This window comes from Pontibacillus salicampi, assembly GCF_042434395.1.
Classification (GTDB): domain Bacteria; phylum Bacillota; class Bacilli; order Bacillales; family BH030062; genus Pontibacillus; species Pontibacillus salicampi.
The window spans coordinates 379429-394744 of record NZ_JBHLTP010000003.1; the positions used below are offsets into that span (position 1 = coordinate 379429).

General features: G+C 40.8%; 16 protein-coding genes and 1 riboswitch. Of the genes, 6 read left to right on the forward strand and 10 right to left on the reverse strand.

Annotation, left to right across the window (positions count from 1 at the left end):
- Positions 1-29: 29 nt before the first annotated feature.
- Genes ACFFGV_RS03355 through comGA form a run of 7 tightly spaced genes read right to left on the reverse strand, consistent with a single transcriptional unit; the run spans position 30 to position 3933 of the window.
- Positions 30-404, reverse strand: coding sequence for a hypothetical protein (locus ACFFGV_RS03355; RefSeq protein WP_377345147.1), 375 nt, complete (start codon positions 402-404; stop codon positions 30-32).
- Positions 376-819: a competence type IV pilus minor pilin ComGF gene (gene comGF, locus ACFFGV_RS03360; protein WP_377345148.1), complete on the reverse strand. Its 444-nt coding sequence runs from the start codon at positions 817-819 to the stop codon at positions 376-378. Before comGF ends, ACFFGV_RS03355 begins: the two co-directional genes overlap by 29 nt.
- Positions 788-1135, reverse strand: coding sequence for a hypothetical protein (locus tag ACFFGV_RS03365; RefSeq protein ID WP_377345149.1), 348 nt, complete (start codon positions 1133-1135; stop codon positions 788-790). Before ACFFGV_RS03365 ends, comGF begins: the two co-directional genes overlap by 32 nt.
- The gene (gene comGD, locus ACFFGV_RS03370; protein WP_377345150.1) at positions 1119-1571 is read right to left on the reverse strand and encodes a competence type IV pilus minor pilin ComGD; all 453 of its coding nucleotides are present in this window, start codon (positions 1569-1571) and stop codon (positions 1119-1121) included. The genes ACFFGV_RS03365 and comGD overlap by 17 nt, the downstream gene beginning before the upstream one ends.
- On the reverse strand, positions 1558-1878 hold the full coding sequence (gene comGC / locus ACFFGV_RS03375) for a competence type IV pilus major pilin ComGC (protein WP_377345151.1): 321 nt from the start codon (positions 1876-1878) through the stop codon (positions 1558-1560). The genes comGD and comGC overlap by 14 nt, the downstream gene beginning before the upstream one ends.
- Before the next feature lie 32 nt (positions 1879-1910).
- Positions 1911-2972, reverse strand: coding sequence for a competence type IV pilus assembly protein ComGB (gene comGB, locus ACFFGV_RS03380; RefSeq protein WP_377345152.1), 1062 nt, complete (start codon positions 2970-2972; stop codon positions 1911-1913).
- Positions 2938-3933 carry a competence type IV pilus ATPase ComGA gene (gene comGA, locus ACFFGV_RS03385; RefSeq protein WP_377345153.1) on the reverse strand — a complete coding sequence of 332 codons (996 nt, stop codon included), beginning with the start codon at positions 3931-3933 and terminating at the stop codon, positions 2938-2940. The genes comGB and comGA overlap by 35 nt, the downstream gene beginning before the upstream one ends.
- A gap of 161 nt (positions 3934-4094) precedes the next feature.
- Between comGA and ACFFGV_RS03390 the strand changes: the two genes are divergently transcribed.
- Both ACFFGV_RS03390 and ACFFGV_RS03395 read left to right on the forward strand, forming a co-directional pair.
- Positions 4095-4595 carry a shikimate kinase gene (locus tag ACFFGV_RS03390; RefSeq protein WP_377345154.1) on the forward strand — a complete coding sequence of 167 codons (501 nt, stop codon included), beginning with the start codon at positions 4095-4097 and terminating at the stop codon, positions 4593-4595.
- A 46-nt stretch (positions 4596-4641) separates the two neighbouring features.
- Positions 4642-4818 carry a YqzE family protein gene (locus tag ACFFGV_RS03395; protein ID WP_377345155.1) on the forward strand — a complete coding sequence of 59 codons (177 nt, stop codon included), beginning with the start codon at positions 4642-4644 and terminating at the stop codon, positions 4816-4818.
- 27 nt (positions 4819-4845) lie between these two features.
- Here ACFFGV_RS03395 and ACFFGV_RS03400 read toward each other — a convergent pair whose 3' ends face one another.
- Both ACFFGV_RS03400 and ACFFGV_RS03405 read right to left on the reverse strand, forming a co-directional pair.
- Entirely contained in the window at positions 4846-5712 is an 867-nt protein-coding gene (locus ACFFGV_RS03400) for a YqhG family protein (protein WP_377345156.1), read from the reverse strand.
- Positions 5690-7357, reverse strand: a complete 1668-nt coding sequence (locus tag ACFFGV_RS03405) for a DEAD/DEAH box helicase (RefSeq protein WP_377345157.1) — start codon at positions 7355-7357, stop codon at positions 5690-5692. The genes ACFFGV_RS03400 and ACFFGV_RS03405 overlap by 23 nt, the downstream gene beginning before the upstream one ends.
- 215 nt (positions 7358-7572) lie before the next feature.
- Positions 7573-7665, forward strand: a riboswitch (glycine riboswitch).
- 204 nt (positions 7666-7869) lie between these two features.
- Here ACFFGV_RS03405 and gcvT point away from each other — a divergent pair.
- From gcvT to gcvPB, 3 genes are read left to right on the forward strand one after another with little or no spacing between them, the layout of a single operon-like run.
- Positions 7870-8973 (forward strand): glycine cleavage system aminomethyltransferase GcvT, encoded by a 1104-nt coding sequence (gene gcvT, locus ACFFGV_RS03410; protein ID WP_377345158.1) that lies wholly within the window; start codon positions 7870-7872, stop codon positions 8971-8973.
- Between the two features lie 21 nt (positions 8974-8994).
- Complete coding sequence (gene gcvPA, locus ACFFGV_RS03415; RefSeq protein WP_377345159.1) at positions 8995-10341, forward strand: aminomethyl-transferring glycine dehydrogenase subunit GcvPA; 1347 nt, start codon at positions 8995-8997, stop codon at positions 10339-10341.
- Positions 10334-11788 carry an aminomethyl-transferring glycine dehydrogenase subunit GcvPB gene (gene gcvPB, locus ACFFGV_RS03420; protein WP_377345160.1) on the forward strand — a complete coding sequence of 485 codons (1455 nt, stop codon included), beginning with the start codon at positions 10334-10336 and terminating at the stop codon, positions 11786-11788. Before gcvPA ends, gcvPB begins: the two co-directional genes overlap by 8 nt.
- Positions 11789-11837: 49 nt before the next feature.
- Here gcvPB and ACFFGV_RS03425 read toward each other — a convergent pair whose 3' ends face one another.
- On the reverse strand, positions 11838-12209 hold the full coding sequence (locus ACFFGV_RS03425) for a rhodanese-like domain-containing protein (protein ID WP_377345161.1): 372 nt from the start codon (positions 12207-12209) through the stop codon (positions 11838-11840).
- 470 nt (positions 12210-12679) lie between these two features.
- Between ACFFGV_RS03425 and ACFFGV_RS03430 the strand changes: the two genes are divergently transcribed.
- Positions 12680-15238 carry a vitamin B12-dependent ribonucleotide reductase gene (locus ACFFGV_RS03430; RefSeq protein ID WP_377345162.1) on the forward strand — a complete coding sequence of 853 codons (2559 nt, stop codon included), beginning with the start codon at positions 12680-12682 and terminating at the stop codon, positions 15236-15238.
- Positions 15239-15316: the final 78 nt, after the last annotated feature.

A 15316-nucleotide genomic window follows, 5' to 3' on the forward strand; every position in this document is an offset into this window, starting at 1 on the left:
TATGACTTATACATACATGGAGCATTTTTTTAATATGGAATGTTTCTGTACAAGGTCATTGCTTTTTTACTATGCTGCGTAGTTTCTACAGAGATCACTAACCTCCATCTACCATCGCTTACACGATGTCCTTTCACCGTTCCTTCTCCGTAAGGGAAAGAATAGACATACGTTTGTTGCTCGCTGAAAGAAGCTTTATAGATAGAATCCATAGCAGTAGCAGTGGTCATTTGAAAGAGGGTATTTAATCTGATTAATTCTTTTTCATTGGTGGTAAAAGCTTGAATATGCTTATGCTCATAGAGAAGGACAGAAAGTAGGAAAAACAAAAATGTCAGGATGACCAGAAGGAGTGGGAGAGCATCACCTGAATTGTTATTTAAACGAGAAGAACGTTTTCTCATATACATGACCACCTTGTATCTCAACTTGCAGTGTGAATTCCTTTTCGCTATGTTCCTTCACATGAAAGGAAGCTACTTCATGGAGGTACGTCTCATATCCTTCACCATTGACTCTTCTTCTAAGGACCGTGCCATATGTGTCAATGGTGACTGTAGTTCCATCCGGCTGTTGAAAATCGATTCCGTCACTCCTTATGTTGTGGTGAGTAGAGTATAAAAGCTCATCCTGAATGAAGTGGAAAAATTGTCTAACTGTCATTTCTGCATTGGAGGAAAAAGGCGTATGGTGACTGACGTTTAGCAAAATGGAAGGAAGAGCAGACACAATCATCAATGTTATGAACAATGAAAATAGTGATTCTGCTAATGTAAACCCCACTTGATTATGATATTTCTTTAGCATAAAAGCACGCACGAGCTACTCCTCCTCGATAGGACCGCCACTCTCCACATCCTTCTAATAGTCCTTCCTTGCGGTCTATTGTAATAAGAATGTACGAATCTTCTGTAATATCTTTTACCGATTGCTTCGGGTAGGTATTGGAAGCATCGTGAATGGCATCATACAACGTGTCCTGAATATGATGATAGGCAATTCTTGTATCTTGTAAGTGCTGATGTTCCTTTTGCAACAGTAATAGTAAAGGAAGCAATGTTAACGTAAGGAGAAGGAAGAGGGAGAATGTGTATATACTTTGTAAAGCAATAAACCCTTTATGATTCCTTAACATAATACCGTCCCTTTCCTAAAGGGAATATTATTCGATAGGTTGATTGGGGCGTTCGTAGAAAGAGTGTTCCAGGCGAGCGGATACGACCATTCGAATCAAATTGAATTTTCCTGTCTATGGTGTAGCTTTGAAGAATCCAATCTTCCGGTAAGTGGTTTTCCTGGATAAGCTGATGATTGTTCTCTGAATATAGCCGATAATATCGTTCTTGTTCATACAAGATAATCCTATAGTGATCACCCGTTGTCATGGATTGCTGCTGGGTTAATAGTACATCTGCCTTGAATTGCTCCAGAAACATGCGCTCTTTATATGAAGTTTGCAACCGATTTGTCATAGGGATTGAAATAGTAAGTAATACCCCCATGATAGCTAATACGATTAACATTTCGAGAAAAGTAAAGCCAGAGGACTTGTCCTGTTTAGGAGGATTCACTAGTTTGTACCGTTACGGTTCCGTCTGTCCCAATTAGCAATGATTCGCCCCCTGGACAAGTGGAGCTTTGAAGATAACCTTCGGTAGCAAGTGTTTCCATTGAGGTTGGAAATGTGCCATTTTCCATTTTATAAGAAAAGGCCTGAGATTCTGCAAGTTTGATAAATGCTTCACACCCCTTAGATTGCACTACCCCATTATTTTTGGAAATATGAGGAATCATAACAAGCAGAAGAGTAGAGATGATCATCAATACAATGAGCATTTCAATGAGCGTAAAGCCTTTATTGTTTCGATAGAGGGTCATTTTATATTCATCCTTTCTGCATAATGGCTACATTACATTTGATTCATCCATTGGAACATCGGCATCATTATCGCACCATAAATGGCCAGTATCATCCCTCCTAGAAGAAGGAACATGATTGGCTGTATCCATTTAAGAATCGTGTTCGTTACTTTAACGGCTTCCTCGAGTATCCAAGCAGCATACATATCTAAGTCCATCTCCAATTTCCCATCGGTTTGGTTACGCATAACCATGTCACTTAGCTCTTTTCTGAAATAAGGATAGTCTCTTAAGATAGCCGCAAAGCTCTTCCCTTCGCTTAAATCTTTATACAAATGCTGGGCATACCACTGTAATATGGGGAACTGGCCTTGCTGCTGCATAACTTTGAGGGCATTTTGAATGGATAATCCAGCTCCCAATAAGGAGCCGAGATGATACGAGAATAGAAACGTCGTCTCTGTTTTCAGAATGGTTACACACAACGGTATTCGCTGATAATAGCTTAATCGTTTAGATAAAGGGATTCGTGGTGATAAAGCCTTCCATAGTAGCAAAGAGAGACCGCTCAGAAATAAAAAAATGAGGAGGCCATATAAGAAGGCATTCATGGAATGTAATAAAGTAAGCAATGCAGATTGGTTTATTTCCATGGAAGAAAATAAATCTAAAAACGAAGGAAGGAGTGTAGATTTAACGAAGACAAGGAGAGTGCTCATAACAACTAGAAGAAACAAGGGGTATTGTAGAGCTTTGCGAAGGGAAGCAGTGAATAATTGCTGCTTTTCTAATAAATAGCTGCTTTGCAGAAGAGCTTGCTGTACATTTCCATATGAATTGGAAAAATACAAATATGACACAACATACTTAGAAAAGCCAGCTTCCTCAAAGGTAGTATGAAGAGGAAGTCCGTTTGTTAACCTTCCTTCTATTGCCAGCACCATTTTTCTTAACGAGCTGTCCAGTGTCATAATATCGAGTGCTTTCAGAAGCGGATATCCTCTTTGCAGTAAAGTGTAGAGTCGAGTAAGTAGTTTAATTTGTAATGAAAGAGGGGGTGGTTTTCTTTTTGAATGGTTAAACCCTTTCTTTCGATAGGTAGCCAAGAGCATAGGCTTTCCTCCTTAGCTGATGAAAGGTAACGTAATGAGGGCTGTTATACGGAGAAATGCCAAGAAGTGCTTCTTCCAGCTGCTTTCCTTCTAACAGCTCTAATATAGCGGATCTTTGTATGTTCGAGGTTGTTTCAATAGAAATAAGCTGCTGTGATGCTATCCCGATGAGGGTCTGTTGAAGATCTGAATTGGAGATTCCCATTTCTAACATACGAAATAAGGTACCATATGCGTTTTTTGCATGGAGACTGGATAATACAAGGTGACCAGTTTGGGCAGCGCGAATCGCGAAATGGGCAGTAGAAGCATCCCGTATTTCTCCAACCATCAGTATGTCTGGGTCATGTCTTAATGCGGCTTTTAAGCCGGCATTATAATCCATTCCTGCTTTTTCATTTACTTGAACCTGCAGTATATCCTTTAGCTGGTTTTCAATTGGGTCCTCCAGAGTAATGGTTTGATAAGAATGCTCTCGCAAAAGAGTCTGTAATAACGCATACAGGGTAGTAGTCTTGCCGCTCCCGGTCGGTCCAGTAAATAAAATTAGACCGGCTCCATAACGAATCCACGATTGTACGCGGTGGAGTTGATGTGGGAAAAGAAATAATTCTCGAAGTGAAGGAACTGCTTTTTGTGGCAAAATTCGTATGGCGAGACTTTCCGTTGATTGAACAGGCAGGGTAGAAAATCGTAGGGAGTAGTGTTGATGATTATGCTCATAGGGGAGAATTCCATTTTGAGGGTGGAGTATTTCTCCAATATCCATGCCAGAAGCAAATTTGAAGTAGGATAACAGTGGCTCATATAGAGATAGGGCTATGGTCTTTCGGTGTAACCTACCGCCATGGACGCGGTAATAAATATATACCTGTGTGCCGTATGGACAAAAATGAATGTCCGTAGCCATACTAGTGATGGCATCAGCTAACAATTGTTTTGATTGATCTGCGATGCTCATGTGTTGTTATGCACCTCCCTTTTTTGGTTTGATACTACTTTTCGACATAAATAGATTATATCCTCCTAATTTCAAAAAAAAATAAAAAAATTGTTCAGTGGTGGAAATCTGCCTGTTTCTTTATTATAATTCGAAAGCATAAGCAAGAGAGGAGAACTGTAATGAAAACCATTTTTCTTATTGGGTTTATGGGAAGCGGTAAGTCAAGTATAGGTGAAGCGTTAGCAAAACAGATAAATAAGCCAAGTTTAGATAGTGACAAGTTGGTAGAAGAAGTAAATCAGGAAACTATCCCTGCCATTTTCAACCGGGAAGGAGAAGCTGGTTTTCGTGTGAAAGAAACGTCAGCTTTAGAACGAGCGGCAATGAAGGATGCTGTTATCTCAACCGGGGGAGGTATTGTTGAACGCCCTCAAAACAAGGTTATAATGAACCAAAACGGCATAATTATATATCTACATACAGCATTTGAAACGATTGTGGATCGATTAAAAGAGGATGAAACGCGGCCCCTATGGAATCAGGACTTGGAGAAGCGAAAAGCATTATATGAAAAAAGACTGCCTCGCTATAAGGAATGGGCTGATTACGTTATCCAAACCGATGACATGGACGTGGAAGCAATTGTAGAAAAAATAAACAGCTTACTTATGAAATCCTAGTCAGGCGGACATACTAATCATAAACGCTCAGCAAGAGGTGAGTGCATTGTCTACAAATGATTATGTGAAGTTTATGACACAGGAAATTGTTCGTTATATGGACATGCCGCAAGATGAGAAGAAGGAGCGCAAAAGGACAAAACAGGAGTATAAAGAGCCTGTCAGCTACAAAATGTTTGGTATGCTTCCTTTTGCACTTAAGACGTTATTCAAAAAACGATAACATCATACGTCGAGAAAGCCCGTGATACTAGTGTATCCGGGCCTTCTTTTCGTTGGTGTGCATCATTTCTGTACTTGTTGTCTGACTTATATAAAATAAGCCGGTATTGATCACTTCCAAAGAAATGGTGGGATGAAATCTATTTTCTAAATGGTGAAGTTCATCCTTATATTGTTGACGTGCTGTTTGTCTTGTAGCTTCTTCCTCTTCTTCGAGATATTCATCGGACATGTGCTGCCGATAAAAATAATCAAGTAACTCTTTCTCTTCTTCCATCTTTTGATGAGCTTCTTGCACCCAAGACAAATCCGTTTGTTGAATAACTTGATGCAAGTATTGTTCTAGCCTTTTCAAAGCACTTCCAACCCGTATAATTGGACTAAGCTTGAAGCAATAATCCTCAATAGTGGAAGAGAGCTGTACATGTTCTACTCTTTCCATAAAGGAAGGAACGATAGCACCGTTAATTAGATGAATACCAATGGATCGTATATCATTCTTTTTCTGATTGCCTTGATAGTGGATTGCCACATTTAGACAAAGCCAGGGAGCTAGCGGGGTTTGAGCAGTTCCTTTAACTTGTTCGAACTGCTTCGTTATATGCCCTTTGCTCTTTAAGGTTTGAAACATTTGGTGCAAGCGGGGAGATCCAAAGTGCAGCCACTCCCCCTTTTCTTCCTTTCGAGCAGGGTTCGTAATAAATGTTGCCTTCATCGGTATTCCTTTACCACCCACTCTTTTTACATAGTTCCAATAGAATGGGCGATTCATTAGTATTTCATCCATCTCTTCTGTCAATTGTACTTCTATAACCCCGTTTTGGTTACATATTATGTCGCAATTGTTAGCGATAAAATAATTCGTTAAAAAGTTATGAAGCTCCGCTTGTTCCATCTTGTACCTCCTGGTCCTGAGCATAGGAGATGACAGAAGATAGGTTTTCTAACTGTACCTTCATCTCTCCAGGTGAGCTCGCTTTGGAAATTATGGATTGAATTTCGCTTTCCATATCATTTAAATGTAATTTCTCTAATATGGCATCTAGATTACCAACTACTCTTTGGAATAAGTTAATTTTTTCATATAAAAGGGACAATACATGGTCTTCTATCGTATGTTGTACGGCGAAGTTATAAATATGGACATCTTCCTTTTGTCCAAATCGATGCACACGGCCAATACGCTGCTCTAACCGCATAGGATTCCAAGGTAGATCGTAGTTTATGATGTTACTGCAAAATTGCAGATTAATTCCTTCTCCGCCTGCTTCAGTAGCAATAAGGACTTGAGCTTGAGTTTGGAACAGGTGTCTCATCCAGTCTTTTTTGCTTCTTTTAAATCCGCCTCGGAAAGGTACAGAGGTTATTCCGTGCTGTTGTAAATACCACTGCAAATAATATTGGGTAGCGCGGTATTCTGTAAATATGATAAATTTTTCGTCCTTCTTGGCGTTCGATAGGAATTCCACTACTTTCTTAGCTTTGGAATGATGCGGCATTTGTTCAATGTAGTGAACCATCTCTTTTAATTGTTCAGCCCGTTCAGGGTGAATGTCCTCATTCTTTAGCATGTTCTGAATAGATAGAAAGCATGCTTCGCGACTTGAGCATAATTCTCTCAGTAGTGTAATGTTAGCAAATGCAAAACCTCCACTTGTAATTCGGGATAGGAAATCATATGCTTCTTGTTCTTCTTTTGAAAATTCGAGAGAAATAGTTTCTACGTGGCGTTTTGTCCAATCGACACCAGTTTCTTCCCTGCGATGTCGGATCATAACTTTTTTGACGAGGGATTTTAGATGTTCATCGTTGGATAATTGATTTCTATTTTTTCCAAATTGCTTGGTGAAGTCTTCGTAATTTCCTAGATGTCCCGGTTTTAGTATAGATACGAGATTAAAGATATCCACTAAGTGATTTTGTACAGGTGTAGCAGTCAATAGCAGACAATACTTTTTCTTAAGCTGCTGAACAAATTCATAGTTTTTTGTTTTATGATTTTTCAGTTTGTGAGCTTCATCAATAATAATCATGTCATATTCCGTATCTAAAATGATCTCCCGATGTGGAGCACGTTTTGCTGTATCTATGGAAGATACAACAACCTCATAATCCCATATATGTGTCTTTCTTTGGGCAGCTGCAGGTATATAAAATTTCTGATTCATCTCTCCAACCCACTGATTTACTAGGGAAGCTGGTGCTAGAATGAGCACTTTTTTCACTAGCCCTCTTATCATATACTCCTTCAAAATTAATCCAGCTTCTATTGTCTTTCCTAATCCTACCTCGTCTGCCAGAATAGCTCGGCCGTTCATTTGTTCAATCACGGTCTGAGCGCTTTTTATTTGGTGAGGCAGAAATTCAATTTGAGGTAAGTATTGAGGCGAGTGGAGTCCCTTGAAGTCAGGCGTTGCTAGCTTTTTAGACGTTTCATAAGCCATCTTAAATAATTCAAAAGAACAGAAAGGACCATCCGATAGAAGGTCTGATTCCAGCTTTTCATCTAGAGTGGTATTCCAGCGTATCTCATTTGTCATGGGGTTCACCTCTTGTCATAAGTAATCTACTACTTTCGGGAATGGTATGGGCTTCATACATAATCAGGAAAAAAACATGCCTTGTTTTATAGGTACACACCGTCAAATTGCTATGATATAATGACAGTACATTCACACAATTTTTAATTATTGTTTACATTTTTACTGTATATATGAAATAGGTTGCCCTATTTTTTACATTTTCATAATTGCGAATGATTACAAGGGGAGAGACTGCACTATGATGCAGCGCCGAAGGAGCAAGTTATCATTACGAATCTCTCAGGCAAAAAGACTCTTGTAGGACGCAGCTCTGGAGAGCGTCTGATAGAAATCAGACCACCCAAGAAGAAAACAGTTATCGATTTAAATGTTCCGTATGACTGCGAAACTTTCTGGTGCATGGACAGGGAATGACACTTTTTAGTGCTTCCCTGTTTTTTTATGGATTATTTTCAGAAAATTGTGATGCTAGTCATACTACAGATAGAACAAATCGCAGGAGGTAGTATATGTCTCATTTAAAAAGAACACCCTTGTATCCAGAATTTACGAAGGCAGGTGCCAAAACGGTAGATTTTGGTGGCTGGGAAATGCCTGTTCAGTTTACTTCTATCATGGAAGAGCATCATGCAACTCGTAATAAGGCAGGATTGTTTGATGTATCCCACATGGGGGAGATCCTCGTTACTGGACCTGACAGCGAAGCGTTTTTACAAAAAATGCTCACCAATGATGTATCGAAACTAACCCCAAATCGTGCTCAATATACCATTATGTGTTACGAGAATGGAGGAACAGTAGATGACCTTCTCGTGTACAAGTTAAAAGAGAATGAGTACCTGTTAGTCGTCAATGCTGCGAACACTGAGAAAGACTTTACATGGCTTCAAAAGCACGCTACAGAGAATGTAGTGGTAGGCGACCGGTCAGAAGATTATGTCCAATTGGCTTTACAAGGCCCTGAAGCAGAAGACATCTTACAGACATTAACAGAAGAAGACTTGTCTGAAATTAAGTTCTTCCGATTTAAGCAGCATGTCTATTTTAAAGGTATAGATTATCCTGCTATTGTATCGAGAACTGGCTACACGGGCGAGGATGGCTTTGAAATCTACCTATCCCCTCAAGGGGGACAGCCGTTATGGCAATCCATCCTAAAAGCAGGAGAAGCTAAAGGAGTACAGCCAATTGGGCTGGGAGCTCGAGATACCCTCCGGTTTGAAGCTAATTTGGCGTTGTATGGGCAAGAGCTTAGTGCCGACATAACCCCGATAGAGGCTGGTCTATCCTTTGCAGTTAAAACAAATAAGGCAGCAGATTTTATTGGGAAAGAAGTATTAAAGCATCAAAAAGAGCATGGTCCAGCAAGGAAATTGGTCGGTATTGAGATGCTGGAGAAAGGTATCCCCCGTTATGGATATCCAGTATTAGTGGAAGAGGAAGAGGTTGGGTTTGTTACTACTGGGACTCACTCACCTACATTGGATAAGAAGGTTGGTCTAGCTATACTCGAAACGCATTACACTGAGGTAGGGCAAGAGGTGAACGTGCAAATTAGAAAGAGGACATTACGGGCAAAAGTAGTGCCTACACCGCTATACAAGCGGTCGTAATGACGAAGGGGGATAAGAAGAATGACCTACAGATATTTACCAATGACAGATCAGGATAAAGAAGCAATGCTTTCGTCTATTGGTGTTACTTCTACCGAGGAGTTATTTGCAGATATTCCGGAAGAAATAAGATACAGGCAGCAGCTACCATTGAAGAAAGCGCCAAGTGAACCAGAATTGTGGAATGAGTTAGCCGCTTTGGCTGAAAAGAATAGCAATACGAAGCAAAATGTGTCTTTTTTAGGGGCGGGTGTATATGATCATTACATACCGTCCATCGTGAATCATGTTCTATCTCGTTCAGAGTTTTATACTGCCTACACTCCATATCAGCCTGAGATTTCACAAGGAGAGCTGCAAGCCATCTTTGAATTTCAAACGATGATTTCAGAGCTTACAGGAATGGAAGTATCAAATTCTTCTATGTATGACGGAGGAACAGCGCTAGCGGAAGCAGTTACCTTAAGTGCGGGTCATACGAAACGTAAGAAAATTCTAGTTTCCAAGACAACCCATCCACAGTCCATCGAGGTTATTCATACGTATGCTAAAGGGCAAGGACTCCAAGTCATTGAAATTGATGAAAAGGACGGGCTCACAGATTTAGCTGCATTAGAACAAGAGCTGGAGGATACAGCTAGTGTGGTTATCTCGTATCCAAATTTCTACGGACAAATCGAACCGTTAAAAGAAGTACAGACCCTGCTTCACAACCAGAATAAAACAATGTTTATCGTATCTAGTAATCCATTGTCACTTGGGTATCTTGCACCACCAGGAGATTTCGGTGCTGATATCGTCGTAGGGGACACCCAGGTGTTTGGCATCCCTGGACAATTCGGTGGACCACATTGCGGGTATTTTGCTACTACAGGTAAATTGATGAGAAAAGTACCTGGCCGTCTCGTAGGCCAAACTAAGGATGAGGAAGGCAGAAGAGGGTTTGTACTAACCTTACAAGCAAGAGAGCAGCACATTCGTCGAGATAAAGCTACATCTAATATATGTTCTAATCAAGCGTTAAATGCACTTGCTACGTCAGTGGCTCTAACAGCACTTGGTAAACAAGGCTTAAAGGAAATGGCCTATCAGAATATGCAGAAAGCTCGCTATGCATATAAAACATTGCAAGCAGCTGGCTTTGAGATGAGATTTACTGGACCGTTCTTTAATGAAATAGTAGTGGATTGCAAGCATTCTGTTACCCATATTAACCGCATCCTCCAGCAAAAAGGCTTTATCGGAGGCTTTGATTTAGGACTTGTTTCTAGTCAATTGGAAGGCTGTATGCTGGTAGCTATTACGGAATTACGAAGCAAACAAGAAATAGATAGCTTTGTTACAGAATTGAGGGATGTTCATGTTTAATGAGGATTTTCCAGTTATCTTTGAAAGAAGTCAACCAGGCCGCGTTGGATATAGCTTACCTGAGCTAGATGTTCCAGAAGTGGATATAGAGATAGAGGATGCTTATGTAAGAACGGAAGATGCAGATCTTCCTGAGGTAAGTGAATTACAAATAATGCGTCACTATACTGCACTATCTAAGCGAAATCATGGAGTCGATTCCGGCTTTTATCCACTTGGCTCGTGTACAATGAAATACAATCCAAAGATAAATGAAGATGTTGCCAGGATGCCTGGATTTAGTCACATTCATCCATTACAGCAGCCGGAAACGGTACAAGGTGCTCTAGAGTTAATGTATGACCTACAGTCCTCATTAGAAATTATAACAGGAATGCATACGGTAACACTCCAGCCAGCAGCAGGAGCCCATGGAGAATGGACGGGTTTAATGATGATTCGGGCCTTGCATGAGAAAAATGGCGATTACCACCGTACCAAAGTAATTGTTCCTGATTCTGCTCATGGTACAAACCCTGCATCCGCTACTGTCGCCGGGTTTGAAGCCATTACTGTAAAATCCAATGAACGAGGGTTAGTAGATTTGGAGGACTTAAGACGAGTAGTGGATGAGCACACAGCAGCCTTGATGCTTACTAATCCAAACACACTTGGTTTATTTGAAGAGCATATTCAGGAAATGGCAACCATTGTTCATGAAGCTGGTGGAAAACTGTACTATGATGGGGCTAATTTAAACGCCATACTTGGCTATGCCAGACCGGGAGACATGGGATTTGACGTTGTACATTTGAACTTGCATAAAACGTTTACCGGTCCTCACGGTGGAGGCGGACCTGGATCTGGACCTGTTGGAGTAACTGAAGAATTAGAGCCGTTCCTGCCAAAGCCAATATTGAAAAAAGAAGAGAACGTGTATGTGTTTGAAGAGGATCGTCCTGATTCAATTGGAAGGGTCAAGCCGTATTTCGGTAATTTTGGTATAAATGTCCGTGCATATACGTATATCCGGACGATGGGCCCTGAAGGGTTAAGACAAGTAAGTGAATATGCTGTACTCAATGCTAATTATATGATGAGGGAGCTAGAGAAGCATTTTGACTTGCCATTTACGCAGCATTGTAAGCATGAATTTGTACTATCTGGTAAGAAACAGAAGAAATTAGGGGTAAGGACACTGGATATGGCGAAACGCTTGCTGGATTTCGGGTATCATCCGCCAACAATCTATTTCCCTATTAATGTCGAAGAAGCCCTAATGGTAGAGCCTACCGAAACGGAAGCGAAAGAAACGCTAGATGAATTTATAGATGCGATGAGAAGTATAGCAAAGGAAGCGGAAGAAAATCCGGAGATGGTTCAGGAAGCCCCTCATACGACGGTTGTTAGTCGTATGGATGAAACGACAGCAGCAAGAAAGCCAGTGCTCCGTCATGGTAAGAAATAGGATGACCTAAAGCAAAGACTCCTGACCAAAGAGTGGTCAGGAGTTTTTTTTAGCTTGATTTAATTTTGCCATCCCATTTTTTAAAGCCACCCTGAAGCTGATTTAGATCCTGATAGCCATTTTTACGCAAAATGTTTGCTGCACGTGCAGAACGAGCCTGGTTCTGACAATATAAATATACAGGCTTGTCTTTCCGAACTTCTTGTAAGCGTTGCTTTAATTGCGTAACCGGAATATTACGAGCGCCTAGGATGTGTCCACCTTTAAATTCATTAGGCTCTCGTACATCTATAAGCTGAGCCTTCCGATACCCTTCACGAAATTGTTCGGATGTAAGCGTAGTAAGATAGCGTCGCTGATTTACATATCTGATTACGGCATAGCCGATAATTAATGCAGCTGCAATTAACAGAAACCACATTGTTTTTCCCCCTATCTCTCTATCATCTTTCTTAATTATAGTGTTGTGTGTAACAACTTTCAAAGTTTTTTTCATCCCGTGGATGATGCTTGTACCATTCTTCATTATAACGTATGACTTAGATTTTTTAAATCTGCTGAAAGAAGAATGTCTTCGCTATTATCAGAAGGAACATTCTGGCTGAACATGCAAATATAAAAAAAGTGTAATGTATTCCAATTTGAACACCCAGCATCAAATTCTCTCCCATTTTCATTGATTTTCGCCGATTTTCTTAATTGACAAATAGCGACACCTTTGTTCAAAAACACAATATATAGTGTAAAATAAATATGTCGAACACAATATATTGAAAAGAAGCTAGTCTCTATGATAAGTTATATATAGTAAAAGTTGAGCATTCATACTATCCATTACAACACAGATACATAAACTCAACGGACTATATACGGTAGAGGAGAGATGAGTCGATGCAAGCCGTGGATGAAACCATGAAACAGTTAGATATGGACCGACTAAACAAAGATATTGGGATGTTCCCTCAAGTTCACCCCGTTACAGAAGATATGAAGATTACCCATTCTGGGGTATCACGCTTAGTAATGCTAGATCGATATGCATTTAAAGATACCGAAAAAGTAACACTTTCTAGTGGTGATTTCGTCGTTCTTACCATAAAAGAAGATCCTAAGTTCCCAGCCAGAGGTCTTGGATATATTCAAACAGTAGATTGGGAAGCTTCCCGAGCTACAGTCAAGATAGAACCTGAGTTTGTAAACGTACTCGATAATCCGGAAGAAGTGGAAACAGGCATCATTAATCGCTCCTTAGATATAATTGATAAGCCATTAGAGGTGTTCTATGAGCAAATCGCTCTTCGTAATGCAACGGGGCTAGCTGAAGTGGAAACGGATGAAGAGAAAAAGCAGCAATGGTTTCAGCATTTCTATGAGGAGCTATCTCAGCTGAACTTTATCCCAGCCGGACGTGTTCTCTATGGTGCTGGTGCTAACACAGATGTTACGTATTTTAATTGCTATGTAATGCCATTCGTTCAAGATTCCAGAGAAGGTATTTCCGATCACCGCAAGCAGGTAATGGAAATCATGTCCCGAGGAGGGGGAGTAGGAACAAACGGTTCAACACTTCGTCCCCGTAATGCGCTGGCAAGAGGTGTAAACGGCAAATCATCTGGTTCTGTATCGTGGTTGGATGACATTGCAAAGTTAACTCACCTTGTAGAACAGGGAGGCTCCAGACGAGGAGCCCAAATGATTATGCTGGCAGATTGGCACCCAGATATTATTGAATTTATTATTTCTAAAATGCAAAATCCACGCATTCTTCGTTTCCTGATACAGACAACAGAGGATGAAGAAATTAAGCGTAAGGCAGAGGCGAAATTGAAATTCACACCTCTTACCGAAACAGAACGGGATTTATATCAAGGAATAGTCAACTACAAAACCATTGAAGGACAAGGTGGATTTACGAATAAAGCAATCGCTGAAGCGGAGGAAAAGCTTCGGGAAGGCGGAAGCTATTCTGTTCACAATTCAGAATTCCTTACAGGAGCCAACATTTCTGTTTGTTTAACGAATGATTTTATGGAAGCAGTTGAGAACGGTAGTTTCCATGAACTTCGATTCCCAGATGTAGAGAATTATTCTCCAGAAGACATGCAGGTATATAACGAAAAGTGGCATGAGGTTGGGGATGTTCGTGAATGGAAAGCAATGGGCTACAACGTGAAAACACACCGTAAGATGAAAGCGAGTGCCCTTTGGGATTTAATTAACATTTGTGCAACCTATTCTGCAGAGCCAGGCATTTTCTTTATTGACAATGCTAACGAGAAAACGAATGCTACAAGCTATGGACAGAAGGTTGTAGCAACAAACCCTTGTGGGGAACAGCCATTAGCACCATTCTCTGTATGTAACCTGGCGGCGGTAAACCTTGCCTCCTTTGCGGATAAAGAGGCAAAGGAAGTAGACTACGAAAAACTTAAGGCAACTGTGAAAACAGGCGTTCGTATGCAGGATAATGTTATCGATGCAACTCCATACTTCCTGGAGGAAAACAAAAAGCAAGCATTGGGAGAACGTCGCGTGGGTCTTGGTGTAATGGGCTTGCACGACCTATTGATATATACAGAAACACCTTATGGGTCTGAAGAAGGGAATCGGTTAGTTGACGAGATTTTTGAAACAATAGCAACTACTGCTTATCGTGCTTCCATTGAACTTGCTAAAGAAAAAGGCAGCTTCCCGTTCTTAGTAGGGGAAACAGAGGAAGAAACACGCACACTTCGTCAGAACTTTATTGATACAGGTTACATGGAAGGGATGCCAGCAGATATCCGTCAAGGAATACTCGATCACGGAATACGCAACTCTCACCTATTAACAGTAGCTCCAACTGGATCTACTGGAACAATGGTTGGCGTATCCACTGGTCTCGAGCCATACTTCTCCTTCTCTTATTTCAGAAGCGGGAGACTAGGGAAATTCATTGAAGTAAAAGCGGATATCGTGCAAGAGTATCTAGACAAGCATCCTGAACAGGATCCGGAAGATTTACCTGAATGGTTTGTAACAGCTATGACGCTCTCTCCGGAAGCACATGCTGATACGCAATGCGTTATTCAACGCTGGGTCGACAGCTCTATTTCGAAGACTGTAAATGCTCCAAAAGGCTACACCGTTGAGCAGGTTGAGCAGGTGTACCAGCGTCTATACAGGGGAGGTGCAAAAGGCGGAACCGTTTATGTGGACGGAAGTCGCGATGCACAGGTATTAACGTTAAAGGCAGAGGATAATCAACTAGAAGAACAGCAGGAGCTGTTTGAGAAGGAAGAGCCTCGTGTTGTTCTAATGGATACAGTCCATGAGTTAGATAAAACCGATGTAACCATTGGGTCAGAGGTAGGAAACACGTGTCCAGTTTGTCGAGAAGGGAAGATTCAAGATGCTGGAGGATGTAATACGTGTACCAACTGTGGTGCTCAGTTGAAGTGTGGATTATAATGAATGGAAGTCTAGAGATGCCAAGGGGTTTCTCTAGGCTTTTTTGTGCATAAGCCCTTTACCTCTAAGTACCATATG

Bases quoted from the DNA above. Each gene is read 5' to 3' on its own strand.
- comGB (WP_377345152.1), bottom strand. From the start codon at position 2,972: ATGCTCTTGGCTACCTATCGAAAGAAAGGGTTTAACCATTCAAAAAGA.
- comGC (WP_377345151.1), bottom strand. From the start codon at position 1,878: ATGACCCTCTATCGAAACAATAAAGGCTTTACGCTCATTGAAATGCTC.
- ACFFGV_RS03365 (WP_377345149.1), bottom strand. From the start codon at position 1,135: ATGTTAAGGAATCATAAAGGGTTTATTGCTTTACAAAGTATATACACA.
- ACFFGV_RS03425 (WP_377345161.1), bottom strand. From the start codon at position 12,209: ATGTGGTTTCTGTTAATTGCAGCTGCATTAATTATCGGCTATGCCGTA.
- gcvPA (WP_377345159.1), top strand. From the start codon at position 8,995: ATGACCTACAGATATTTACCAATGACAGATCAGGATAAAGAAGCAATG.
- ACFFGV_RS03430 (WP_377345162.1), top strand. From the start codon at position 12,680: ATGCAAGCCGTGGATGAAACCATGAAACAGTTAGATATGGACCGACTA.
- ACFFGV_RS03400 (WP_377345156.1), bottom strand. From the start codon at position 5,712: ATGGAACAAGCGGAGCTTCATAACTTTTTAACGAATTATTTTATCGCT.
- gcvPB (WP_377345160.1), top strand. From the start codon at position 10,334: ATGTTTAATGAGGATTTTCCAGTTATCTTTGAAAGAAGTCAACCAGGC.
- comGA (WP_377345153.1), bottom strand. From the start codon at position 3,933: ATGAGCATCGCAGATCAATCAAAACAATTGTTAGCTGATGCCATCACT.
- ACFFGV_RS03355 (WP_377345147.1), bottom strand. From the start codon at position 404: ATGAGAAAACGTTCTTCTCGTTTAAATAACAATTCAGGTGATGCTCTC.
- ACFFGV_RS03390 (WP_377345154.1), top strand. From the start codon at position 4,095: ATGAAAACCATTTTTCTTATTGGGTTTATGGGAAGCGGTAAGTCAAGT.
- ACFFGV_RS03405 (WP_377345157.1), bottom strand. From the start codon at position 7,357: ATGACAAATGAGATACGCTGGAATACCACTCTAGATGAAAAGCTGGAA.
- gcvT (WP_377345158.1), top strand. From the start codon at position 7,870: ATGTCTCATTTAAAAAGAACACCCTTGTATCCAGAATTTACGAAGGCA.